This window comes from Metallosphaera cuprina Ar-4 (assembly GCF_000204925.1).
Classification (GTDB): domain Archaea; phylum Thermoproteota; class Thermoprotei_A; order Sulfolobales; family Sulfolobaceae; genus Metallosphaera; species Metallosphaera cuprina.
In genome coordinates, this window is record NC_015435.1 from 257,344 (window position 1) to 281,520 (window position 24,177).

Annotated in this window: 24 protein-coding genes; 9 read left to right on the plus strand and 15 right to left on the minus strand. The window is 44.1% G+C overall.

Annotated elements, in window-relative coordinates; translation table 11 throughout:
* Positions 1–65: 65 nt before the first annotated feature.
* On the plus strand, positions 66–671 hold the full coding sequence (locus tag MCUP_RS01505; protein ID WP_013736900.1) for a translin family protein: 606 nt from the start codon (positions 66–68) through the stop codon (positions 669–671).
* Here the strand turns inward: MCUP_RS01505 and lysX are convergent.
* From lysX to MCUP_RS01580, 14 genes are all read right to left on the minus strand, one after another.
* On the minus strand, positions 668–1,513 hold the full coding sequence (gene lysX / locus MCUP_RS01510) for a lysine biosynthesis protein LysX (RefSeq protein ID WP_013736901.1): 846 nt from the start codon (positions 1,511–1,513) through the stop codon (positions 668–670). The genes MCUP_RS01505 and lysX overlap by 4 nt on opposite strands.
* Positions 1,513–4,653, minus strand: coding sequence for a carbamoyl-phosphate synthase (glutamine-hydrolyzing) large subunit (gene carB / locus MCUP_RS01515; RefSeq protein WP_013736902.1), 3,141 nt, complete (start codon positions 4,651–4,653; stop codon positions 1,513–1,515). Before carB ends, lysX begins: the two co-directional genes overlap by 1 nt.
* Positions 4,640–5,761, minus strand: coding sequence for a glutamine-hydrolyzing carbamoyl-phosphate synthase small subunit (carA, locus tag MCUP_RS01520; protein ID WP_013736903.1), 1,122 nt, complete (start codon positions 5,759–5,761; stop codon positions 4,640–4,642). Before carA ends, carB begins: the two co-directional genes overlap by 14 nt.
* A complete protein-coding gene (gene argH / locus MCUP_RS01525) occupies positions 5,736–7,082 on the minus strand; it encodes an argininosuccinate lyase (RefSeq protein WP_013736904.1) in 1,347 nt (448 codons plus the stop codon). Before argH ends, carA begins: the two co-directional genes overlap by 26 nt.
* Entirely contained in the window at positions 7,082–8,257 is a 1,176-nt protein-coding gene (locus MCUP_RS01530; RefSeq protein WP_048057687.1) for an argininosuccinate synthase, read from the minus strand. The genes argH and MCUP_RS01530 overlap by 1 nt, the downstream gene beginning before the upstream one ends.
* A gap of 363 nt (positions 8,258–8,620) precedes the next feature.
* Positions 8,621–9,067 (minus strand): hypothetical protein, encoded by a 447-nt coding sequence (locus MCUP_RS01540; protein WP_013736906.1) that lies wholly within the window; start codon positions 9,065–9,067, stop codon positions 8,621–8,623.
* 56 nt (positions 9,068–9,123) lie between these two features.
* Positions 9,124–10,095: a phosphoribosylformylglycinamidine cyclo-ligase gene (gene purM, locus MCUP_RS01545; RefSeq protein ID WP_013736907.1), complete on the minus strand. Its 972-nt coding sequence runs from the start codon at positions 10,093–10,095 to the stop codon at positions 9,124–9,126.
* The gene (purD, locus tag MCUP_RS01550) at positions 10,089–11,522 is read right to left on the minus strand and encodes a phosphoribosylamine--glycine ligase (RefSeq protein ID WP_013736908.1); all 1,434 of its coding nucleotides are present in this window, start codon (positions 11,520–11,522) and stop codon (positions 10,089–10,091) included. The genes purM and purD overlap by 7 nt, the downstream gene beginning before the upstream one ends.
* Complete coding sequence (locus tag MCUP_RS01555) at positions 11,523–12,728, minus strand: amidophosphoribosyltransferase (protein ID WP_013736909.1); 1,206 nt, start codon at positions 12,726–12,728, stop codon at positions 11,523–11,525.
* A 5-nt stretch (positions 12,729–12,733) separates the two neighbouring features.
* The gene (gene purF / locus MCUP_RS01560) at positions 12,734–14,068 is read right to left on the minus strand and encodes an amidophosphoribosyltransferase (protein ID WP_013736910.1); all 1,335 of its coding nucleotides are present in this window, start codon (positions 14,066–14,068) and stop codon (positions 12,734–12,736) included.
* The gene (purL, locus tag MCUP_RS01565; RefSeq protein WP_013736911.1) at positions 14,065–16,176 is read right to left on the minus strand and encodes a phosphoribosylformylglycinamidine synthase subunit PurL; all 2,112 of its coding nucleotides are present in this window, start codon (positions 16,174–16,176) and stop codon (positions 14,065–14,067) included. The genes purF and purL overlap by 4 nt, the downstream gene beginning before the upstream one ends.
* Complete coding sequence (purQ, locus tag MCUP_RS01570) at positions 16,173–16,799, minus strand: phosphoribosylformylglycinamidine synthase I (RefSeq protein WP_048057688.1); 627 nt, start codon at positions 16,797–16,799, stop codon at positions 16,173–16,175. The genes purL and purQ overlap by 4 nt, the downstream gene beginning before the upstream one ends.
* 22 nt (positions 16,800–16,821) lie before the next feature.
* Positions 16,822–17,091 carry a phosphoribosylformylglycinamidine synthase subunit PurS gene (gene purS / locus MCUP_RS01575; RefSeq protein ID WP_013736913.1) on the minus strand — a complete coding sequence of 90 codons (270 nt, stop codon included), beginning with the start codon at positions 17,089–17,091 and terminating at the stop codon, positions 16,822–16,824.
* A complete protein-coding gene (locus tag MCUP_RS01580) occupies positions 17,088–17,798 on the minus strand; it encodes a phosphoribosylaminoimidazolesuccinocarboxamide synthase (RefSeq protein ID WP_048057375.1) in 711 nt (236 codons plus the stop codon). The genes purS and MCUP_RS01580 overlap by 4 nt, the downstream gene beginning before the upstream one ends.
* A 100-nt stretch (positions 17,799–17,898) precedes the next feature.
* Between MCUP_RS01580 and metG the strand changes: the two genes are divergently transcribed.
* From metG to MCUP_RS01595, 3 genes are read left to right on the plus strand one after another with little or no spacing between them, the layout of a single operon-like run.
* Positions 17,899–18,237: a methionine--tRNA ligase subunit beta gene (gene metG / locus MCUP_RS01585; RefSeq protein WP_013736915.1), complete on the plus strand. Its 339-nt coding sequence runs from the start codon at positions 17,899–17,901 to the stop codon at positions 18,235–18,237.
* Positions 18,231–19,226, plus strand: coding sequence for an NOG1 family protein (locus MCUP_RS01590; protein ID WP_013736916.1), 996 nt, complete (start codon positions 18,231–18,233; stop codon positions 19,224–19,226). The genes metG and MCUP_RS01590 overlap by 7 nt, the downstream gene beginning before the upstream one ends.
* Positions 19,207–19,839 (plus strand): 7-carboxy-7-deazaguanine synthase QueE, encoded by a 633-nt coding sequence (locus tag MCUP_RS01595; RefSeq protein ID WP_013736917.1) that lies wholly within the window; start codon positions 19,207–19,209, stop codon positions 19,837–19,839. The genes MCUP_RS01590 and MCUP_RS01595 overlap by 20 nt, the downstream gene beginning before the upstream one ends.
* On the opposite strand, the gene MCUP_RS01600 is transcribed toward MCUP_RS01595, so the two are convergent.
* Positions 19,753–20,403, minus strand: coding sequence for a tRNA(Phe) 7-((3-amino-3-carboxypropyl)-4-demethylwyosine(37)-N(4))-methyltransferase (locus MCUP_RS01600; RefSeq protein ID WP_048057377.1), 651 nt, complete (start codon positions 20,401–20,403; stop codon positions 19,753–19,755). The two genes, MCUP_RS01595 and MCUP_RS01600, sit on opposite strands and share 87 nt — an antisense overlap.
* Before the next feature lie 142 nt (positions 20,404–20,545).
* Between MCUP_RS01600 and MCUP_RS01605 the strand changes: the two genes are divergently transcribed.
* From MCUP_RS01605 to MCUP_RS01625, 5 genes are read left to right on the plus strand one after another with little or no spacing between them, the layout of a single operon-like run.
* The gene (locus MCUP_RS01605) at positions 20,546–20,914 is read left to right on the plus strand and encodes a hypothetical protein (protein ID WP_013736918.1); all 369 of its coding nucleotides are present in this window, start codon (positions 20,546–20,548) and stop codon (positions 20,912–20,914) included.
* Positions 20,915–20,919: 5 nt separating this feature from the next.
* Positions 20,920–22,269 carry a dihydrolipoyl dehydrogenase family protein gene (locus tag MCUP_RS01610; protein ID WP_013736919.1) on the plus strand — a complete coding sequence of 450 codons (1,350 nt, stop codon included), beginning with the start codon at positions 20,920–20,922 and terminating at the stop codon, positions 22,267–22,269.
* Between the two features lie 27 nt (positions 22,270–22,296).
* Positions 22,297–22,626: an ArsR/SmtB family transcription factor gene (locus MCUP_RS01615; protein ID WP_013736920.1), complete on the plus strand. Its 330-nt coding sequence runs from the start codon at positions 22,297–22,299 to the stop codon at positions 22,624–22,626.
* A 34-nt stretch (positions 22,627–22,660) separates the two neighbouring features.
* Complete coding sequence (cdvB3, locus tag MCUP_RS01620; RefSeq protein ID WP_013736921.1) at positions 22,661–23,155, plus strand: cell division protein CdvB3; 495 nt, start codon at positions 22,661–22,663, stop codon at positions 23,153–23,155.
* 23 nt (positions 23,156–23,178) lie between these two features.
* Positions 23,179–24,177, plus strand: a complete 999-nt coding sequence (locus tag MCUP_RS01625; RefSeq protein ID WP_048057378.1) for a phosphate uptake regulator PhoU — start codon at positions 23,179–23,181, stop codon at positions 24,175–24,177.

Below are 24,177 nucleotides of genomic sequence, written 5' to 3' on the forward strand. Positions count from 1 at the left end.
GAACTTTTGAATAGATAGTATAGCAAAACACACAAATCTTAAATTAGACTCTATAAATGAAAGTCATGCTTACCGAAGAAATCGAGAGATATGTAACTTCAATTGAGACTAAATTGTTGTCTAGGTTTGAAAGTAGGGAGAGACTTTTACAGATATCCAGGGAAGTTATCAGGTACTCTGGAGAAACTATATCATTGTCCCATAGAGGCAAAAGAGAGGAAGCATTAGATAGATACTCTAAAGCCAAAACGAAACTTGAGGAAATAAAGGGCATTGTAAGCAATTTCCCGGAGCTCTTATTTGGAGACGTTGGTGTGGCGTTTCAGGAGATTAGTGAGGCAAGCGTTGTTCTTTCCTTCTATTTTGGAACTTCGTTGACTCTACCCAAAGATCTCGGGATTCCGGACGTGTACTACATAACAGGGATAGCTGACGCGATTGGTGAGATGAGGAGAGCTGCTTTAGAAAGCCTTAGGAGAGGAGAGAAAGAGAAAGGTAAAGAGATACTGGCTGTTATGGAAAACATTTACGACATGTTGTGGAAGCTAGAGTACCCTAAATCTCTCGTCCCAGGTTTGAGACAGAAGGTAGACGCGATGAGAAAAGTACTTGAAGACACTAGGCACGATGTCTTCTTAGCGGAAGTTGTAGGTAAGATAAATGAGGACTAAGAAAAGTTTTCTTTTATGTAACTCACTAACCTGTTTGGCACGTCGATACCAGTAGCTAAGATAAAGCCCTTAAACTCAGGGACGTCGTTAAGCTCGTTTATCACGTACCCTCTCGAGCGATGTTCTAGAACGTCTATAGATACAAACTCCCCATTTATTACCTTAGCGGCCTTCAGGGTAGTTTCCTTGAGGGCATCATCCACTTCTAATGGAGTTGGGGTCCCACCAAGAGCCACATTAGCCCTCCATTCGTTTGATGGAATGTTCCTAGCGTAACATCCTAGAAGTTCCTTTCCCATCACAATACACCTTATATCCCTGTTCTTTCCTGTTATGTACTCTTGCACTATGTGAACCTTAAGTGCAGAGTTTCCCATCATTTCCCTGTGCTCTATTATGGTCTTCCCCTCTAGTATATCTCTGATTAACGATACCATTCTTCCCCAACTTCCTATAGGTGGTTTATCGATTAATGGAAACCCAATTTGTTCGTAAGCTTTCATAACGGAGTCTGGAGACATAGCTATAACTGATTGAGGGACTGGTATCCCAGCTTTAAACAGTTTGGAGTAGGTCAATATTTTGTCTCCTGCTACGCTTATCACGTCAGCTGAGTTTATTGTATGTACCCCTGCCCCCTCTAGAACTGCCGCTGCGTAAAGAGATCTATACATACTTACAGCCCTTATTATAGCCACATCGTATCTACCTAACGCCCTATTAAACGGTAAAGGCTCCTGAGCTACGTTGAGCACATCGTAGCTTATCTGTTGTTCGTTTAGGGCCTTTACAAGTAACTTTTCCTCTTGTCTAACTATATCTACTACCAGTGCGACCTTCATTAGGTTCCCCCTCCATACCTTCTCATCTCATAAAACGTCATCTCGTTTTTAATCATGGCGTGGCTTATCTCTCTTCCTAACCTTCCATTCAACACAATTGGTACATTTAAATCCACGGCCAATCTCCTGATCTTGTAATCAAAGCTCTTCATGTAACCGTTAGTCACTATCAAGTCTATCTCCCCTCTACCTATCATATTTAGCGCGATGTCTGGACTTATTACGTCAAACCCAGATACCTCGAAATGTTCTAATGTCTTAACGGTAAGGCCCAATTTCTCAAGATTGATTCCGGTCTCCTTTAGCCTCTCCATGTTACCTTTACCATATAAGAGCACACTTTTTCCTTGTTTGGGCAAACGATTAGGTGAACTTGACAACCAGCTCTTCAAGAGCGCGTCATAAAACGTTACGCCTAGGGATGCAGACTCACCTGTACTTCTCATTTCAGGTCCGAGAAACGGATAGGAGTCCTTGAGTTGGGTCCAGGAGAACTGTGGAGACTTAACTGCCCATGACTTGCTTTCAGGCTCGACGAACTCGTCAGTATTAAGACCCTCAATTATGGCCTTCATGGCCATTTCCATTAAGTTCGTACCTTTTGCTTTGCTAGAGAAAGGCATGGATCTGCTAGCCCTTAGGTTCATCTCTATAACGTACGGTACGTTATCTTTAATCACGAACTGGAGGTTGAATGGGCCCTTCACGTTGATTTCCCTAGCTAGGGATAAAGCTATGTTCTTAAGGTCTTGACTGACGTGAGTTATCTCCCTAGTGGGTATGGACATAGTGCTATCTCCGCTGTGGACGCCAGCTTCTTCCACGTGTTCTATAATTACGCCGAAGACTCCCTTTCCATCGCTAACGCCGTCCACCTCAGCCTCATAACTGTCTTCAAGGAACTTACTAATTACTACAGGATATTTGGTTGAGAGTTTAGCCTTCTGTATTATGCTATCTAACTCCTGCTCATTCCTCACTATGGCCATTGATGAACCGCTAAGCACGTAGCTCGGCCTCACCAGAACTGGGAAACCTATCTCAGAGATGAACTTTCTTACCTCCTGAGGGTCTTTGGCTGATATCCAAGCTGGCTGCTTAACGCCTAACCTATCTAAGAGAGCAGAGAACTTTTCCCTATCCTCAGCTAAATCAACTGAACGGCCTGAAGATCCCAAGAGCTTTATTCCCTCCTCCTCTAATCTCTTTGCCAGGTTGTTCCCAATTTGTCCCCCAGCGAAAGTAGCGACATATGTGTAGTTCTCCTTCTTTATTATGTCTAATATCCTCTCTTTAGTTATCTCGTCAAAATAGAGCTTCCTTATCGTATCCCAGTCTGTTGAGACGGTCTCTGGATTGTAGTTTAATACTGTAACCTGGTCGAAGTACTTCCGTGCTGCCATGGTTAGCTCCACTACACCCCAATCGAACTCTACAGACACTCCTATTCTGAAGCCTCCTGCACCTACTACAAGTAAACTATTTCCTGAGTTGTTAAGCTCTATGTCATCCTCAGATCCTACGTACGTTAGGTAAAGGTAGTTAGTTACAGTAGGCCATTCTCCAGCGAGCGTATCAATTAACTTCACCTTAGGCAAAATCTGATTACTAAATCTGATTTTCCTGATTTCCCCTTCACTTGACTTGGTAGCCAGCGCGATCTGCTCGTCACTAAATCCTAATGATTTCAGATATTGTAACATAGAGTGATCTATTTTCATTTCCTTTAATTTCTCATAGACATTAACTATACCTTTTATTTTCTCGAGGAAAAATTTATCTATTCCAGTTATTTTGTAAACCTCCTCTGTAGAGGCTCCCTCTTTAAACGCCTTAGCGGCCCATATCGGCCAGTAAGGAGTTCTCCTGCTTAACTCCCTTAACGCGTCCTCTTTGGAAGCTGAAGATAAGTAATACCCACCACCGACTAAACCTGGTTCGCCTATGTCAAGCATTCTGATCCCTTTCTGTAGAGCCTCCTCAAATGACCTACCTATGCTCATGATTTCTCCAACGCTCTTCATCTCCGTAGCTAAGCTAGTGTCAACCTCTTCGAACTTCTGCAAATCCCATCTTGGGATTTTAATCACTACGTAATCCAAGCTGGGTTCGAAACATGAACATGTAGCCCCAGATACCTTATTTAATATCTCTTCTAACGTGTAGCCCAAAGACAATTTAGCTGAGACGTAAGCTAGAGGATATCCCGTAGCTTTGCTAGCTAAAGCGCTGGATCTGGACATCCTTGGGTTGGTTTCAATAACGTAGTTAGTATAACTATAAGGATCGAGGGCAAATTGAACATTACACTCGCCTACCAAGTTAATGGATTCTGCTACCTTCATCGATAAGCTCCTCATCTCTTGAAACTCCTTATTATCAAGTGTTTGACACGGGGTTATTACGATGGATTCGCCAGTATGTACTCCCATGGGATCTAGGTTCTCTATACACGCTATCACGGCAGAGTTACCCTTGCTGTCTCTCATGACTTCGTACTCCAACTCTTTCCAGTGGTTGAGGTACTTCTCTACCAGCACCTCTCCTATGTAGCTTTGCGAGAGAGCTCTATCTATGCTTTTCCTCAATGATTCTCTATCCCACGCAACAGTGGAACCCCTCCCTCCTAAGTTAAAGCTAACTCTTACCATAACTGGGTAACCGATCTCTTCAGCCTTCTTTATCGCCTCGTCTGAACTCCTGGCAGAGAAGCTAGGTGGAACTGGAATCTTCACATCTATCATGGTCTCTCTAAATTTCTCTCTACTCAAAGCTCTCTCTATCCCCTCAATCGGCGTTCCTAGTACCTTTATATCGTACCTCTGAAGGATCCCTCTCTTGAAAAGGTCAACTCCAACGTTTAGGGCTGTCTGACCGCCGAAGCCTATAGCAATGGCGTCAGGTCTTTCCTGCTCAATAACCTTTTCTACCGCCCACCAAGTCACCGGAACCATGTATAGCTTATCGGTCATCTTATAGCTGGTCTGCACGGTAGCCACATTGGAGTTCACTAGGACGGTTTCTATCCCTTCTTCCCTATACGCTTTAAGGGACTGAGACCCACTATAGTCGAACTCTGCTGCCTCAGCTATTTTTATGGGTCCAGAACCAACTACCAAGACCTTCTTAATTCCATTCATTTCCAATCACCATCTTTTTGAACCTATCGAAAACCCACACGGTATCGTTAGGGCCAGGTCTTGACTCTGGATGAAATTGAGTCGTAATTATGGGCAGTCTCTTATGTATCAACCCCTCGACTACACCATCGTCCGGATTGATAAACCATACCTGGGTATCTTGCGGGACATCCTCCTTGTACACACCGTATCCGTGGTTATGAGTAGAAATGAAACACTTACCTGAAGTAACGTCTACTACAGGCTTATTAATAGCCCTGTGACCAAACTTCATCTTCCTTACCTTCCCCCCTAAAGCCTTTGTAGCGATCTGATGTCCCAAGCACACTCCCAATGTGGGGATCTTATATTCGGTCACCGATGCGAAGGTCCGAGCTAATCCCTCTAGAAGATTAGGATTCCCAGGTCCGTTTCCGAACACTACCCCTTTAGGAGAATAATCCATTATCTCCTCAGCAGTTGACTTGCAAGGTAACCTAATTATCGTGAAGCCTCTTCTGTACAATTCATCCAATATACCGTGCTTGATCCCGCAGTCAACTAAAACTATCAAAGAGGAACCAGATACGTTCTGATGTATAATAGGTGATTTAGGCGAGGTGAAATATGTGAAGTCAATCTCATCGTATCTCTTCCCTAAATATGATGCAGGGTCTGAGACTTCCATGCCCGACACAATTACACCCATCATTGAGCCCAAGGTCCTGACCCTCTTCACTAGCAGTCTTGTGTCCACTGATGAGACTCCAGGCACTCCTTGCTCAGCCATCCACTCATGAAGGCTTTTGCTTGAGTTCCATTTGAAGGGATCCGTCTCCTCGATCACAACTAGTCCCTCTATTTGAATGTGTTCAGATTCAAAATTCTGTAATATACCGTTCTTAACTATAGGAGATGGAACACCGTAGTTACCCACTAACGGATGAGTTATAGCCAGGATCTGGCCCCTATAAGATGGATCCGTCATGGATTCTGGATAACCGTTCATAGATGTGGTGAACACTACCTCCCCTTGTCTTATTCCCTTAGCTCCGAACCCGCATCCTTTGAGGAGGGTACCGTCCTCTAGGTAAATTAGCCCTTCAGTTCCCCTCTTGCAAAATGTCATTTTCTATCAACCTCAATTTCCCCTCTTCCTCGAGCACTTTGTTTTTATATTCTATTAGCATGTTTACGTGTTCCTCCAGTCTCTTTTTAGCTAGAGAAATACCTTGACTCATTCTCTCCGGGCTCGGACTGCCTTCCACCACCTTTCTTAATAAAGACTGCTCATACGTAATAGATGGAGAGAATTTACCCTCTCTAACTAACTTCGCAACGTAAAAGTAAGCGTCCCTAAACTTCATTCCCTTCTCCACCTTCAGCTCCGCCTCGTCTGTAGCCAAAGTCTCGTTATCCGGTTTAACTTGTTTGACCTTAACTTCTTTGATCATGTCGTGAATAACCTCGATCCCGGCTTTAGATTCGTCCAACACGTTCCAAAATAGAGGGTTAATCTCTTGGAGATCTAGATTATAACCTGAAGGTATTGACTTATACATGGACATGATAGAGACCAGGTATCCTACGACTTTAGATATTCTAGCCCTTAAGACCTCCATAGTAACCGCGTTTCTTTTCTGAGGCATGAGAGAGCTCGTACTAACGTGGGTTTCTGGCAACTCGAGGACGTTTACGAACTTTGATGAGAGAAGTATCATGTCCTCTACTACCCTGCTTATAGCTAACATCAGGTTAGTTACCTCCATTACTACCGATATCAGATCGGCCCTGGAAGACGTGGCAGAGATGGTGTTAACAACTATGTCCTTGAACCCTAGCATACTCGCCTCTCTCCTCCTGTCCAGATTAGCTGAAGAGCCCACTATAGCCCCACTCCCTAATGGTGACCTGTTAACCAAGTCCAAGGCGTGAAATATCATCTGCCATCTGGAGGAGACCTCTTCCTCCACATAGAGCAAATAGTGACCGAACGTAGAAGGTTGAGCCGGTTGAAAATGAGTGTAAACTGTGAAGAGAGTGGACTTGAACTCCTCAGCTTTGTTTAATAACGTTCTCCTAAACGCTAATATGGATTCCAACAACTCCATAGTCTCGTCTCTCATCTCTAATCTCAAGGCAGCGGCCACGTGATCGTTCCTGCTTCTACCCAATCCTATTGAGCTGCCGGCCCCACCGGTTGTCTTTATGAGGTGATCCTCTAACGCTTCATGTACGTCCTCATAAGAGGGGTCAACTTGAGTGAACGAGTTTATCTCATAAAGTAACTTATTCGCCTCCTCCTTCGTTACTTTTCCAGATAGGAAGAGTTCTATAACGTGAGCCTTCATAACCTTCTTTACCTGTTCAACTATCCTCAAGTCGTCCTTTATCGATGAGGTGTATTTTACCACTTTGTCCTCCTTAGAGCCCCACTTTCTATAGAGCATTATCCGTACCTCGCCTTCTTTGACAATATGGAATGCATTCCCCAGATCTCTATAAATCCCCGTGCTTCCTCATCTGAAGGATACCATCCCTTGTTATACGATGATATCTTCTCTGAGTAAGGGGAATAGGGGGACCTTCTTCCAACTATCCTTAAACTCTTGTTTTCAACCTCTACCTTAACTTCTCCGGTTATCCACTTGTTAAGCTCCTTTCCTGCGTTCTCGATAGTCTCTCTGAGAGGTTCGTACCATAGACCTTGATACACTAGGTCAGACCATAGCGAATCTATATATCTCTTGAACCTCAGTTCGTGCGGCGTTAGGACCGTCTTCTCTAGGTCCTTATGTGTTGAGATCAGAGATAACGCTGCGGGCGCCTCGTACACCTCTCTTGATTTGAATCCAACTACCCTGTTTTCAAGGTGTTCTATCCTACCGTAACCTCTGGATCCAACAATTTGATTAAGCCTTCTTATCAGGTCTACAGGGGACAGTTTTTCCCCATCGAGCTTAGTTGGAAGTCCCCTATCGAACTCTACACTCAACCTTAGTTTGTCATTGCTTCTCACTTTAGTCCACTCGAAGGCGTCTTCAGGGACTTCTACAGACGGATCTGCTATCGAATCTCCTTCTATACTCCTCCCCCAGAGGTTTTCATCGATGCTGTACTTACTGCTCTCCGTCTTGATTGGGATCCCTCTCTCCCTAGCGAACAATATCTCGTCTTCCCTAGTCATCTTCCATATCCTGGCAGGCGCTATTATCTTTACGTTCTCTAAGTTGGTCTTGAGAGCCAAATCGAATCTGACCTGGTCGTTACCTTTTGAGGTCGAACCGTGGGCTACGTATTCTGTACCCTCCTTTCTCGCAACCTCAACTACTTTTTCAGCTATGAGAGGTCTCGCTAAAGCTGTAGCCAACGGGTAGACTTCTTCGTAAAGACCGTTCATTATAACGTCAGTTATGGCGAACCTCTCAGCGAACTCGTTTTTTGCATCAATCAAGTAATGTTTTACGCTTCCTGCCAAGTATGCTCTCTCCTCTATTTTCTTGAAATCTTCCAATTGACCTACGTCAACGCTAACGCTTACCACCTCAGCGTTGTAGGTTTCCTTTAACCACCTAATGGCTACGGTTGTGTCCAAACCTCCTGAATAAGCAAGGACTATTTTCATTTTCACACTTACGCCGATCTCTGAGTTATAAGCTATGGAGAAAATTAAATTCACGTAATTCTTGATAAAGATAAAGTTGAAGGATTGTCTCAATATTATTTAAGGTAATCCTTGTTGTAACGACTTTGGATCAAACTGTTGCCAGCATACATCGTTATCTAGGCAGAATTTAATCGCATTAATAATGAACTCCGACCGGCTTCTAGCCTGTGCTAGTTCTAATAACTTATCCATCTCCTCTATCGTTTTGAGCTTTAGTCTTAAACTTACAGTTTTTGTTGTCATATCGAGGTAATACTATGCAGGATCAGCATAAAAATTTTCCTCGCTAAAATGAGACGTAAAGGCCACAAAACGTTAACTTTAGGAGGCTGTTACAACTACTGCCTTCTCTCGGCTAGCTTTATACTCCTCTAATCTCTCCATCATTTTTTTCACAGCCAATGATAACTGGTCTTTATGATATTTCCTAACGTGCTCTTCCGTGTCTTCTCTTGCCACGACCGTATTGCATAGCTCACACGTGTAGACTCCGTTTTCGTTCCTCTCTACAATAGGTTCTATGCCTTCCGCAAGATACTGGAGGATAGGTATCACTTTCTTAGCTCTAATCTCGCTTCCACTTTTCTCAATGATGCGTTGAGCGTAACCTCTAAGTTGGTGTTTTGAGATGTTGTATTTATGGGCGACAATAGCCGGCCCCTCACCTTCAACAAGGTACTCCTCTAAGGCGTCTAGTAGGTAGTCGCCTCCTCCTAGTATCTTCAAAGAGACATAATTTACGAGAGATTTTATATCAACTGGCTTCATACTTAGCCACTAGAAAGTGCTTTAACATTCAGAGTTTAAAAGGAATTGATAAAATTCTATAAATAAAGAAACTGGGACTTGTACGTGTGAACTTTGATTTTCCCAGTCTCACTTTCTACTTTACCTATGATCTGGGCAGGACAATACGGGTTGGTGCGACGAAGTATTTCCTCTACGTTATCCTTTTCAGCGAATAATACCATGCCGACACCCATATTAAACACTCTGTACATTTCATCGTGAGGAACTCCTGCCTCCTCTACTGCCTTAAAGATGGGAGGGGGCTCTGGGAGGTGAAGATCTAGGGAATAATTAGTTATCCTCCTAAGCTTTGAGAAGGATCCTCCCGTGATGTGGCCTGCCGCCTTTATCAGATCCAAAACTTCCAATAAGGGCTTCACATAGATCCTGGTTGGCTTGAGTAATTCGGCCTCCCAATCCTCCCAAGATAACCTGTTTTGGTCAAGGAGTCTTCTGATTAGCGTGAAACCGTTAGCGTGAACTCCATTACTTGATAGGCCGATTATTACGTCTCCCGGAACCACGTTGTTTCCTGTTTTTAACTCCTCTACGACCCCTATTGCCGTACACGATAGATCGAAACCGTTAACAACGTCTTTCATAACAGCCGTCTCACCTCCTACAACGTCAATTTCAGCCTCTTTCGCTCCCTCTACTATGCCCTGAATGACACCAGATACGATCTTTTCAGAAGGTTCCTCTAAGGCAATGTAATCGACGAGAGCTTGAGGTATAGCTCCTATACTAATCAGGTCGTTGACGTTCATCGCTACACAATCTACGCCAACCTCCTTATACCTCCCTGCCTTCTTAGCTAGTAGGGTCTTAGTTCCCACACCGTCGACGTGAATAGCTATCTTCATACCGTTTAGCTCAATCACGCCTGAATAGTGTCCCGCACCCAGTATTGTCCTCTTGTAGGTTGATGTTATTATAGATGCTTCAATGGAGTGAAGTTCCTTTATCTTATCAAGGTCCACTCCTGATTTTTTGTATTCGGTCACCATAGACCACCATTAGGAGACCAATCCGCGGAGGATCCCAACGATGAGTTCTTAGCTCTATTGACGTAAGAGTATCTGACTATCTCAGCCTTTTCTATCTGCTCACTTAATCTCCTCCCTATATCTGTCCTATAAACTAGTTCCGTGTTAGCGCTAATCATGTTAATGCACTGGTCTATAGTACGAGATATCTCGTCAAAATTCCCTAAGGCTACAACTTCAAGGCTTCTGGATCCCTTAGTTATGAGCCTTCCTCCTTCATAAGCTACAGATCCGAAATAAACTTTACATCCCTTTTCCCTCAACGCGTTTAGGTCCAGCTCTAAAATCTTTCCAGAAGCAAGATCTCTCCTTAAGGGATATCCTAACGGTGCTACGGCCCTAACTATCGATGGTTCGTCCCTTACCTCTAGCTTAGCTTTAGATAGCTTCTCCTCAGCCGCCAATTGTAAGATGTGACCGAAGTCGGATGTTACTCTAGGGATAATGGCAGAGGTCTCTGGGTCCCCCAACCGGGAGTAGAACTCTATCACTGTAGGCCCCCAGAGATCTGTTAGCATCATTTGTCCTGATATGAACCCTCTGTATTTCTCACCAGTTTCGCTTTCTATAGCTTTCGCCGTCTCTTGTATGATCCCTAACGTTTTCTCGTACTCCTCCTGGGTGATGAAAGGTAGCAGGTTCTTAGGTCCGGATATAGACCCCATCCCTCCGGTTTCAGGTCCTATACCGTCCTGGTAAGCGTGTTTGTAGTCCTGAGCAAGTGGTAATGGGAGATAAGTGTGACCGTCTGTTAGTACATGAAGCGTGTACTCAGGGCCGTCTACTCTCTCCTCTATAATGATCTTAATATCGTTCCTAACTAGGGAACCTATCTCATCCACGCTTTTGCTTAGTGCCCTTCTCTTCTCCTTGCTTAGATATGCCTGAATGTCAGCAACGACCTTGACCCCTTTGCCCCCTACCTGTTCTGCCGGTTTTACTGCCACAGACCCACCGTACTCCATTAAAAATTTAGAGGCCTCCTCCAAACTTGAGAAGCTTCTATATCTAAGTCTTCCATCGATCTTATACTTCCACATCAAATGCCTCATCCATACCTTAGATCTCTCTATCTCAGCTCCCTTGACTCCCGGACCAACAACAGGTATACCGTTTAGCCTGAACTCATCCGCCGCCCCGTGAAACAGAGGATCCTCAGGGCCTACTACACCAAAATCTGGGTTGACCTTATTGATGGCTGACCTCACTTCTTCCCTCGAGTTTATATTGCCTAGAATGTATTCCCCGCCTGTCCTAATAACCGAGTCTCTAATTCCTGGGTTTATGTACGAAGAGAGGGCGAAAACCCTGTAACCTTCTGAGGAGTTAGCCAAGGCCTCAGACAAAGCGTGTTCTCTAGCTCCCTCACCTATGATGAGTACTTTCATTCATATCACCTTTGGGTACCTCCTTGTCATACATCCCGTGCATAAGCTACGACTTGATATTGCCTTGAACAGACCATCCAAACTTAGCCAGTGAATGGAATCCGCTCCGAGAACCTTGGCTACCTCCGCCTCGCTCAGGTTAGCGGCAATTAGTTCCTTATCTTCCGGAACTTCAATACCGTAGGGACAATAGGATACTAATTTTGGGCTGCCTATTAGTACGTGAACCTCTTTGGCTCCTAAGCGTCTGAGACTCATGATCGTGTTCTTAATAGTCGTTCCGGTTACCATCGAATCGTCTATTAACACTATCTTTTTCCCCAAAACCGCGCTCTTAATTGGGTTTAGCTTAAGTTGGACGCCTATAACCTTCAGGAAGCTATCTGACGCCAACATGGTCCTTATAGGACTTCCGGTTCTCGTAAATCCTAAGTCGAATTGCAATCCTAGCTTCCTACTATATCCCACCGCGAAAGGTAGTGCGGTCTCTGGTACCCCTATTACGGAGTCGGCATTAATTGGCTTCTCCTCGGCTAACTGCTCCCCTATTTTTATCCTAGTCTCGTACACATCCCTCTCGTTTACGTAACTATCTATCCTTGCCTGATAGATGTACTCGATAGAGCAGTAGGCTCTTTTTGGCTCTTTAATCTGTTTCGACTTCACGTTAAGAGTTGAAATGGTTACCATTTCACCAGGAGCGATCTCCCTCCTGAAATCACCACCTATCACTGACATGCCTACCGGTTCGGAAGCTATAATACCCATATCGAAACCGAACGCTCCTAGGCTAAGTGGTCTCACCCCTGTCTCGTCTCTGTAGCCTATTACTTCTCCGTCTTTAGTTAAGGCCACTAGTGAAAACGATCCCTTAGCCTCTTGTAGGGCTCTCTCTCTATCCTTTGTAAATTGCTTTAGAAACGTTTCTGAGTCCTTTAGTACACCGTCAATCACTAAGGCCACTTCTTCATTTAATATTGGGAAACCACCTCTCGTTCCGGCATATCCTATCGCAGCCCAACCCTTTAGGTTAAACTCTAAGTCCTCCGGAGAGCTTCTGGAAGTTATTGACTCCATCTTCTCATTCAGTACTACTACGCCACTGTTTGTGTAACCTCTATGTTGAAGTCCTATCATGGAATAGTACAAAAACTTTGATACGTCCCATACCTTATCGAAGGCCAAAATCCCTACTATTCCTGCCATTTACATCACCTTGCGAAAACGCTCTCAAGATTGGAGAGCACATATCTTCCCTTAAGCGGATAAGATCCTGCGAAACAGGCTTTACATAACGTTGTTCGTCCTATAGCTTCCTCCATTTCCTTCACAGTTAGGTACTCTAACGAATCCGCATCAATCTCCTTTGCTATCTTATCGACGTCACCTACGTTAGCTATTAGGTCCGACCTCCTTGGGAAATCTATTCCCATATAACAAGGGTATTTTATCATTGGAGAACCTATTCTCACGTGAACCTCTCTAACCCCGTTATCCCTGAGAGAAGTTATTAGTCTCCTCATGGTGTTCCCCCGCACGATCGAATCGTCTATTAAAACCACTTTCTTTCCTTTAACCGCCCACTCAACTACACCGAATTTCTCTTTGAGGACCTCCTTCCTTCTCTCGTTGGATGGCATTATGAACGACCTCTTTGACGAGATCGTCCTTACAAGAGCCTCCTCTAAGGGAATTCCGCTAGCTCTGGAGAACCCCAACGCTATCGGTCTGGATGAGTCAGGAACCGGTATTACGATCTCACCATTGGCCGGATGATATTTAGCTAAAACTTCGCCAAGCCTAATTCTAGAGGCGTAAACTGAAACGCCATCTATTTCTGAATCGCTCCTAGAGAAATAAATGTACTCAAATGAGCACGTTGTTGGAGTTAAGTTCGAAATTCCTTCCCTGATTATTTCGTTCTCCCTCAATGTTACTATTTCACCTGGACGAACATAGCTAATTACCTTCCCTCCCAACTGTTTAATTGCCGAGTCTTCCGAAGAGACTACCTTAGTCTCAGCTATCTCGCCTATCACTAGCGGCCTGAATCCTCTCGGATCTCTCACCGCTATTATCTCGCCTTGTGATGAGAGAATGAGCAAGGAGAAGGCCCCATCAGCTACATCTATGAAGGACTTAACTGAGTCGACTAAACTGACACCTGATGAAATCCTTTCGGCCAGGAACTTGAGGATGAACTCGGTGTCAGTGGAATACCTCCCAAATAAGAAGTGATTTGTTATAGTACCGTTAAACGAAACGGAGATGTTCCCATTATCTAAAGGTTGTGCCTCCTCCAGAGTGACAGAGCCCGTAGTTGAATATCTTACGTGACCAATTGACAAGTTTGACTCCTCTATTTTAGAAGGATCTAACGCTTCTCCAACCAATCCCAATCCCTTTAAAGTAGTTATGAACCCACCTTTCCTCCAGGAGATGCCTGCAGATTCCTGCCCCCTGTGTTGAAGTAATTTTAAACCCTCAAACGTCAATCTAGTTGCTTCAGGTCCTACGGCTCCGAACACACCGCAGTGCTCCTTCATGACCAAACCACCTTCTCGAGATAAGAGAAGTAGTTGTCGATGATCCCGTCCATCTTGAATTCCTTATTGTCAATCCATAGGCTGGATCCCTTTTCGACCTTACCTACAATTGAGGCTTGAATTCCAAGCCTTCCCGATTGATACGTAAACCATTGCGGGTCGTCAGTTATAACTAAGAACCTTCCTCCGTTCTCAGAGAACATCTTCCCTATTAGGCTTGACGTCCCTATTATCGAAGAGGAGAAAATCTTGACAGAATATCCCTTCACGATTATTGGGAGTAGAGCCCCTGCTAACCCGCCTTTAGAAACGTCCTTATCCCATAAAACCTTGTCCTCACTTATACCTTTTAATATGAGCTTTGAGGCAAGCAGATCCTCCATTAACCTAGCCTTTGGCACCTCCCCCCAACTTCCGAATATCCTGCTAAATAAGGTTCCCCTAGTTTCGTCCCTAGTGTTCCCCAGGAGTACTAAAGTACCTTCTCTAACCTCGTTTCGGACCACTTTGTCCTCTATGAGACCGGCCATCACAACTAATGGAGTGGGCTTTATAGGGTTCCCATCCTTATCCTCGTTGTGGAAGGAGACCTTGCCTCCTACTATTGGAGTTGAGAAGAACCTAGAGGCCTCAGCTATCCCTCTGAGGGATTCTATAAAGTCCTGATAAACGTGAGGTTTTCTAGGATCTCCAAACTGAAGATGGTCCACTAGGGCTATCCCCCTTGCACCTACGGTTGACAAGTTCCTAAAGGACTCCGCGACTATCGATTTACCACACTCGTAGGGATCTTCGGAGCAAAGGTCTTGATTAGCGTCAGCTTTTAAGGCTAGTAACCTTCCGTTTGGAAGCTCGAGCACTGCGCTATCAGCCTCACCTGGCTTCACTAAAGTTGACGTCCCAACCTCATAATCGTATTGAGAGTACACTATCTCCTTACTTACAAGATCAGGATGCGATAGTACCTTGTTGATAGCCTCCTCAATCGTCACATCCTTCGGAACGTTGTATCTCCTAGGAGCTCGTTCAGATGGCATCAGATTTAATGGAGGTGACAATAGAAGTTCTGACGGGAGGTCAGCCACCGTCTTTCCGTTGTATAGAAACTTAACTCTTCTGTCGGGAGTTATTTCGCCTATGTCCTCACAAGGATAGTTGAATTCTTTAAACTTGGAGCAAACCTTTTCTACATTCTCCGGTTTCACCGCAAAGAGCATCCTCTCCTGCGTCTCCGAAATTATAATTTCTTCAGGCAGTAGTTCCTTAACTCTCAGTGGGACCTTCTCTAGATTCACAATCGCTCCCAAGCCGTTTGCCATCTCTGTAACCGCGACCGCTAGACCTCCCCCTCCTAAGTCCTTGATCGCGTCTACGTACTTTATGACCTCAAGGGTGGAGTCGATCACAATTTTACCAGCAAACGGGTCCGCAATCTGAACGGCACCGATTTCATCATTACCGCTTAGTTTTCTCGATGCGAACGAAGCTCCTCCAAGGCCATCTAAGCCCGTGAAACCCGTTAGGACCAACCTCAGACCGGGCTCTTTCACCACACTGGGCACTATTGACCCCTTATCTACAATTCCTACACAGGCTACGTCAACTAAAGGATTATCGTTATAAGTGCTGTCAAACGATAACTCTCCCCCAACTACGGGAACCCCAACACTGTTTCCGTAAAATCCTATCCCCGCTATTATGTTCCTTAGTAACCACTTCCCTTTCTCATTTAACTCACCAACCCTTATCATGTCCAGGAGAGCTATAGGCATAGCTCCCTTGCTTATTATATCTCGTAATATTCCTCCAACTCCTGTCGCGGCCCCGTTGAAAGGATCCACAGCCGACGGATGGTTATGACTCTCAACTTTAAGGACAAGAGCCAATCCATCTCCTATATCTACTGCACCAGCGTCCTGCCAATCTTCGACGCTCATTACGACGTTGGGTCCCTCACTGGGTAAACTTCTCAGGAACACCTTGGAGCTCTTGTAAGAGCAGTGTTCTGACCACAGGACATCTAGCATTCTCCACTCAGCTTCGTTAGGCTCTCTTTGAAGGACTTTCCTAGCCACTTCCATTTCTCTTTCTGAAAGAGTTAGGATCATCCGCCGAACACCTTTAGTATATGTAACCCATCAGAAGATCCGTTGGGTGAGATGGAGCGAAAGGAGGCTCTCTCTGGATGAGGCATCAGCCCTAGAACGTTCTCACCTTCGTTTGTTATCCCGGCTATGTTCATTAGTGAACCGTTAGGATTAGCTTCAGACGTAGGTACACCCCTTTCATCAGCGTATTGTAGTACAGCTATCTCAGATGCGCTTTCCTCATCATCCAAGAAGTATCGACCCTCAGCATGTGCTATAGGCATGAACAGGACGTCCTTGCTTTCCTTGGTGAAAGGAGTGTCCTTCCTCTTAACCCTCAACCAAACCCATTTCGTAACGAACCTAAGGTTCAGGTTGGGTAGTAGGGCGCCCTTTAAGATACCTGCTTCAACAAGTATTTGAAAGCCATTACATATTCCTAGTACAAGCTTACCCTCGTTGGCCATCTCTTTCACACCCTTTATCGCTTCACTGTTAGCCGCAATAGAACCCGCCCTGAGGTAATCCCCGAAGCTGAACCCTCCTGGTAGCACAACTCCTTGATAATGATCTGGATCGAACTTATTGAAAAGAACTATCTCCGCGTCTGCCTTAACCAGCTTCAGAGCCTTCAGGACGTCCATCTCACACGTAGTTCCAGGAAACTTAATTATTGCCGTCCTCAATTTTCTCACTCCTTACTATAACTTTATGAACTATCGGGTTGTACAACCTCTTCTCTTCAGCCAGTCTAGTCACGAACTTCTCGGCCTCCTCCCTTGAGGACGAATTGACCTTTATGACAATGACTTTTCCGACTCTAACATCCGCTACCTTATCCTTCCCCACTTCATCAACTACGTACCTTTTTAGGGTCTCCCCTTCCGGATCTCTAACTCCGTCCTTATTTATAATTATTAGCTCGACCTTAATCATACCACATTCCTCAACCTACCTAGGAACTCCTCATAGGCCGACTTAACGTGTTCCAACGGATAGCCTCTCCTATAGAGGTCCTTATCTAGGATCCTCTGAGTCTGCGGTTCCCTCACTCTCATAGCGTCTAAGGTAATCTCGTCCCCAACGAGTAGCTTGTTTCCTAACCTACCGAACTCTAGTTTGAAATCGTATAGCACGAGATTAAGCCTTTCAACTACTTTGGTTAACACAGCGTTTACCCTCTGAACTATACCCTCTATGTATCTAGCCTCCTCCTCGTTCATTAGCTTCAAGTATCTCATGTGATGATAATTCAATAAGGGATCGTGCCTAGCGTCGTCCTTGAGGAAAAACTCCACTATAGGCGGGTCAAAAATCTCTCCCTCCTTAATTGGAAGCCTCTTCACTATGCTTCCCGTAGCGTAATTTCTCAGTACCACTTCAACAGGTATCATGTTAAGCCTCTTAGCTATCATGGTCCTTTCGTCTTTCATTCCTACATAATGGGTTTCTATTCCCTCACGTTCAAGTAATCTAAAGAGGAGGGCTGAGGTTTGAGCGTTTAGCACACCCTTGCCATCTATTATGTCAGCCTTAGCTCCGTCACCAGCTGTTACGTAATCTTTGAACCTAAGAAGGACGTGATCGTTGTCCAGGAGAAAAACCTCCTTCGTTTTCCCCTCGGAAATTTTCTCCATAACCAACTTTACATAGCCAGCTTAAAAATTCGTCTACTAATAGCACATATATTTACTTGTCAAAGTAAACTAAGACATTAAACTTCGTGGCCGTTGCTACCCTATCATGGAAATTACCATAGAAGATTTTCAAAAGGTTGAAATGAAGGTAGGTCTTGTTATAGAGGCTGAGAGGATAGAGGGGACCAGATTGCTTAAACTAAAGATAGACCTGGGCAGCGAAATGAGACAGATAATATCTGGTATAGCTGAGTATTATAAACCTGAACAGCTTCTAAATAAGAAGGTAATAGTTCTGGCCAATTTAAAACCAAGAGTCATTAGAGGATACGAAAGTCAAGGAATGATACTGGCCGCAGGTTGCAAGGAAGATGAGGAGAGAGGAGTTAGACCTGTCCTACTTACTCCTGATGGAGATGTCCCACAAGGTACTAAGATATGTTAAATCCTTTTGAGAGACTAAGAGTGCCTCCTAAGGTTGAGGACTTCATAGAGATCCAAGCTAGGAGACTAAGCTCAATTGGTGGCAAAACCGTAAAGGAAAGGGAGATAAGGAGATTGAAAAATTATAGAGATGGCTTAAACGCTTATCTAACGTTCGTGAGATCTTTCCCTAAGGTGGATGATTTACACCCCTTCTACAGAACGTCATTGGAGATAGAGTCCGGTTCTCTGGACAGGGTGAAAGTTTGCTTATCCGAGATTAAAAAGAACGCAGAGCTCGCTAGGAGGATCCTCCAACAGTACGAAGACTTGATTAGAAGAAACGATGAGATGGAAGCAAACAAGTTAATGAGATCCGGATTTGGTAGAGCTTCATCGATACTCAGGAGATCAGAGAATTGTTTATCTTGGCTGATTCAGGTGGTAAAGAAGCTCTCTATGGAGAGGGCGATAGATCCATATATGCCTACGGTAATAGTTTCCGGTCCCCCTAACGTAGGTAAGTCGACTCTGGTCTCAGCTATATCCTCTGCTAAACCAGAGGTAGCTAGCTACCCATTCACCACGAAGGAGATCCATGTTGGTCATATGGACTGTGGGATTAAGGTACAGGTCATCGATACTCCAGGTATTCTTGACAGACCCGACTATAAAAGGAACGTAATAGAGAGGAGAGCCGTCAATGCCTTAAAGAACCTACAGGGACTCATAATTTTCCTTTTTGACGTTTCTAAATCTGCTAATTATGACCCCGAGGAACAGTTAAAAATCTTTAACGATGTAAAGACATTAGGTAAGCCGATTGTAGTTGTGTTCAATAAGATTGACGACGTGGACAATGAAATAAGAGGCGAGATAATTTCTAAGATTAATGATAGGCCGCTTGAGATCAGCTCTGAGAAAAGGATTGGACTGAATCTTATAAGGAGAGAGATTTTTAAGTGGTTAAAGTCAATCTCTCAAGATCCTAGTGCGGTATTGGATTGTTGAAATCTTCACTTCAATTCAAGGAGAGGGAACCCTGATAGGGAGACCCTCAAATTTCGTTAGGTTAGCTGGATGTAACTTACGTTGTGTATGGTGCGACACTAAGAACTCCTGGATGAGGGAAGATGGAGAACCTATGGAGATTGAAGATATCCTAAGTAAGTTGAGTACGTCCGTGAAATGGACTACAATAACTGGTGGGGAACCTCTACTTCAAGATATATTACCTCTTGCAGTTTCCTTGAAGAACAAAGGGTTTAGAGTTGCTATAGAGACCAACGGTACGCTAAAGCCAAAACCTGAACTGAGAAAAGTGGTTGACATCTTCTCCGTGTCCCCTAAGCTGCTCAACTCTGGACACAGGCTTAAGTATGATTTCTCTGACGATTGGGCAACATACTACAAGTTCGTTATTGTAAACGCTAAAGAGGATCTTAAAGAGGTTAAGGATTTCGTGGATAGACAACACATAGACCCTGAGAAGGTTATAGTTCAACCTGATGGAAACAGGCTAGACTACGTTTACGCGTTAAGGGAACTTTCTGACGCTGTTATGGAGCTCGGTTTGCCCTTCAGGGTCCTTCCTCAGCTCCACAGGATCATCTCTTATAGATGATATGACGTCTCTGAGCAGGTTCTTCTTTTCTTTACCGCGTTTCAAAACTTCATTGGCCACCGTGGCAATCCTTTCAAGATCGTCCGGACTAGCGCTGGCAGAGAGGAGGTGAGCCATCCTGATACCTGTCCTTAACTCAACTAGTATTCCCTTTACGTTTTCTGCGAGTATCCCACTGTGTTTGAAACCAGCCTCTCTAGCTACTCTAATTATGATCCAAGCTTCCTCGTAATCCATCGTATAGACGTGAAGTATGGGGCCTTGCACTATTAACCAAAGCCTTCTAACTCCTCCTCTAGATACAATCCTTGACAACTCCTCTGTGGATAAGTTAAAATGGTTTTTGTAAATCACAGTAGAATCTTTTCTACTCCATGGATACACAGAATCAACTATAGTTATCCTCCCGCTACAGCTACTATAAGTAAATGCCTTCTCTCTGTTCATGAAAACTGAGAGGAGGTCCCATATATCTGGATCAAGATAACCTATCTCTTTGTCTCTCAATAGCCTAGCTATAGCTTCCTCCTTATACTTTCGCCACTCACTACTTCTCTTAACCATTTCTCTCACCTAAACGTTTTTGACACTTTTAGTTCCTAATCTTAAATTCTCGCTATCATAACGACTTGATCGAGGTAGGATCGTGAAGCGTTCAATTAGAGGTCCATTGAATCTTTTTTAAGGAAAGATCCAACTTTGATCAATGAAGGCTAAAGACGTTGTCGAACTCTACTTAACTAGCGAAGAGTTCAGGGTGGAGGTAGATGAGATAGATCCGGACAGCTTAGGAGAGTTGAGTGAAATCCCACTACAAATTCAGGTGATATTGAGAGGTGAGAGAAGGAAGAGGCTAGTTTTCCTGGGTTTTCTAAAGTTAGCTTACGATCACAATCCAGAATTTGCTAAAGATTACCTTAATTTGAAGCTGAGTTTAGAGGACATTTTCAGGAAATATGGCGTGTACACTGACTTAGAGTACGTAGCGTTGCATTGCCTTTACGCGGTAAAGGATGAGGACGCTTCGCACGCTTTGAAAAAGTTAAAAACCTTTATACTCTCTCGTAAGAAGTAGTGCCCATGGAATTTGATGTAATGGTAATAGGTGGAGGGGTAGCTGGAGTTTCCGCTGCCCTTAGAGCTTCAGAATTAGGTAAGACCGTTGCCCTAGTGGAGAGAGATCAGATAGGAGGCGAATGTATAAACAGGGCGTGTATACCATCAAAGACCTTAATAGACGCTGTAAAGGCTATAAGTAGGGTTTCCTCATCTCCTTGGCTGATCTCAACCTCTAAGATAGACTATTCTAAGCTGAACGAGAACAAGGGCAAGATAATCTCTGCCATAAAAGAAAAAATGGAAAAGAATCTCTCTAAGAATAACGTTAAGACGTTAAAGGGAGAGGCGAAGATAAAGGCTCAAGGGGAAGTTGAGGTTAACGGTAAGATTCACACTTCAGAATACCTAGTTCTCTCAACTGGATCTGTTCCACTTTCTTTACCTGACTTCCCTCTCAACGATAAAAACGTACTCGATCCTTGGACAGCAATGAACCTCAAGGAGATCAAGGACAGAATCGTTATAGTGGGAGGAGGTGTCGCTGGAGTGGAGTTAGCTACTCTATTTAGATCGTTAGATAAGGAGGTGACTATCTTAGAACTCATGCCTCAATTACTTCCAGGATTTGATAGGGATCTAGCGCAGGCCACTAAGAAGAGATTAGAGGAGAAAGGAATCAGAGTGTTCCTTAACGCTAAGTCCAAGATAACATCGTCTGACGGGTTAGTTAAGTTCTCTGTGAATCTACCCAATTCTTCGGAGGAGATAGTGGGAGATCTGGCTGTAATAACTATAGGAAGAAAAGCTACAACGGAGAACCTTAATCTAAAAGAACTTGGCGTTGAGACGGATCAAAGAGGATACATAAAGGTAGATAGTCAGGGAAGGACAAGTAACCCTAAAGTTTTCGCAGCGGGAGACGTCGCCGGCGTGCCCCTTTCTGCTACAAAGGCTTGGAGACAGGGATTAGTTGCTGGAGATAACATAGGTGGAAAGAGCAGCAGGATGCCCAAGTACATACCGTCTTCGATCTTTGCGGACATGGAGATAGGAACCATAGGGAGGACGGCTGAAGACCTGAAGAAGGCTGGAGTGGAGGCGAAGGAAATATTAGTTGAGATGAAGGACATCCCTAGAGCTTGGACTGTAAATGAGACTGAGGGATTCCTGAAGCTTGTGATAGCGGGAGATAAGATTGAAGGTGCTCACATGATAGGAGAAGGTGCCACGGAAGTTATAAACACGTTAGCGGTAGTCATGGAACTAGGGGTTACTGTCAATCAGCTTTACTCAGTGACGTTCTCGCATCCTACCGTAAGCGAAGTGATAGGAGAGGCCATACAAAGGCTTACTATCGGAGAAATATATTAAGATGCTTAAACGATATGAAAATATAGAATGAGCCATGAGCGGGAGAGAAGGCAGGTAAAGAAGCTGTTTACGTTCCTTTTTATTACATCAAGAGGTGGACAAACTAGGATAAGAATAGTGAAGTCTCTTCTGAATGGGGCCCTTAATGCAAATCAGCTCAGCACTCTTCTCTCCCTCGACTACAAAACCGTTCAACATCACTTAGATGTTCTACAACAGAACATGATCGTGACAAAGGAGGGGAGAGATTACGGGGCTTTGTACAGGCCCAGCAAGACGTTCATGGCGTATCTAGACGTTTTCCTTGAGTTAGTGTCGGATCCAAAATTATCAAAGACAACCAAAAAAGAACCCTAAACCCTCTTAAGCTCTTTGCCCCAATAACAAACATATGAAAAGAGGCCTTCAGAGACTTTTAGTAGAGGTGAAAACGGCCCGTGGAAAGCTTAGACTTTGGCAGAACAGGCTCACAGCTAAGGCGGAGCAGTTCAGAAGACTTTCGGTTAGTAACGCTTCTAGATTCTCAACACTGGCTCAGCAATACGCTAAGGAGTCTGAACAACTTGAAAGTATTATAACATTTTTGAATAAATTTGATGTTATTCTAGAGATGCTTGAGCTGAAACTCGAGACAATTGTCTTTATAGACTATATATCTCAAGATTTAGTTAACATAGTTGAAGCGTTAAAGGAATTTAAGAGAACCACTCCCATGCTTGGGACGGAATTAAGTCTCTTGGTTGATGAGATATACACCGGATTTTACGCATCCGTTGAAGTCCCGGAACCTATAAAGATTAAGGCAAAGGAGGAGGCTAAGGTAATACTCCAACAAAGCGAGGATGTTCTTAAGGAAAGAAAGGAGAAACTTAGTACCAAAACTTAAAAGTATATAGATATATATAGCTCATGCAGAAATCATCTAGAAGAATACAGCTAACTGGCGGATCTACATATATAATCTCCTTACCGAAATCCTGGGTTAAACAGCTGTCCTTGAATCCAGGTGATGAGATTGAGGTAATTCAAGATAATAACTTGAGACTTCTCCTACTACCTAAAGGAGCGCCTCAGGACTCCAAGCAAAATAGAGCAACAATTAACTGTGAGAACCTGAGGCCTACCTTTGCAATAAGGGAGTTCATCGCGTATTACATGGCAGGCTACACAATAGTCTCTTTACTCTGTCCCAAAATGAAGGCTGAGGACAGAGCTTTGGTTAAGGATACGGTGAGAAAGAGGCTTTTAGGCGCTGAGGTGATCGAGGAAGACGCCTCAAACCTTACCGTGCAATTCCTAGTTAACGAGAAGGATCTACCTATATCTAGGGCGATAAATAGGGCAGCGATAATAACTCAGAACATGTTAAAGGATACAATAGATGCCTTGAAGAGCGGAGACGTTGAAATAGCTAGAGAGGTTATGGAGAGAGACGACGAGGTTGATAGGTTTTACTTTTACGTAGCTCGACAATTGACCTTGAGTATAACCTCATTCGAGATACTGAATGAAGAGGGATACAACGCCACTCAGATTGTAGATATCTATTCGGCTGTGAAATCTATAGAGAGAATAGCGGATCACGCTAGCAGAGTTTCTAGCCTGATCCCCGAAGTCGGCCAACAAGCTCCTCCAATGCTATTGAGTTTTGGAGAGAAGGTCCTAGAGGTCTACAGAGAGGCTACTAAGGGGTTCCTCAACGGTAAGAGAGAGATAGTAAACAAGTTAATTGACCAGGACGGCGAACTTGCAGCCTTTCATAAGGGCGTGATGGAAACAATATTTAGCATGAGCGAGCCCACTAAACCTTCTCTACTCTTAATAACCGATTCTTTTAGGAGAGTCAGTAGATACTCTCTAGACCTCGCAGAAACTACAATAAATCTTTTGGCTAAAACCAAAAACTGA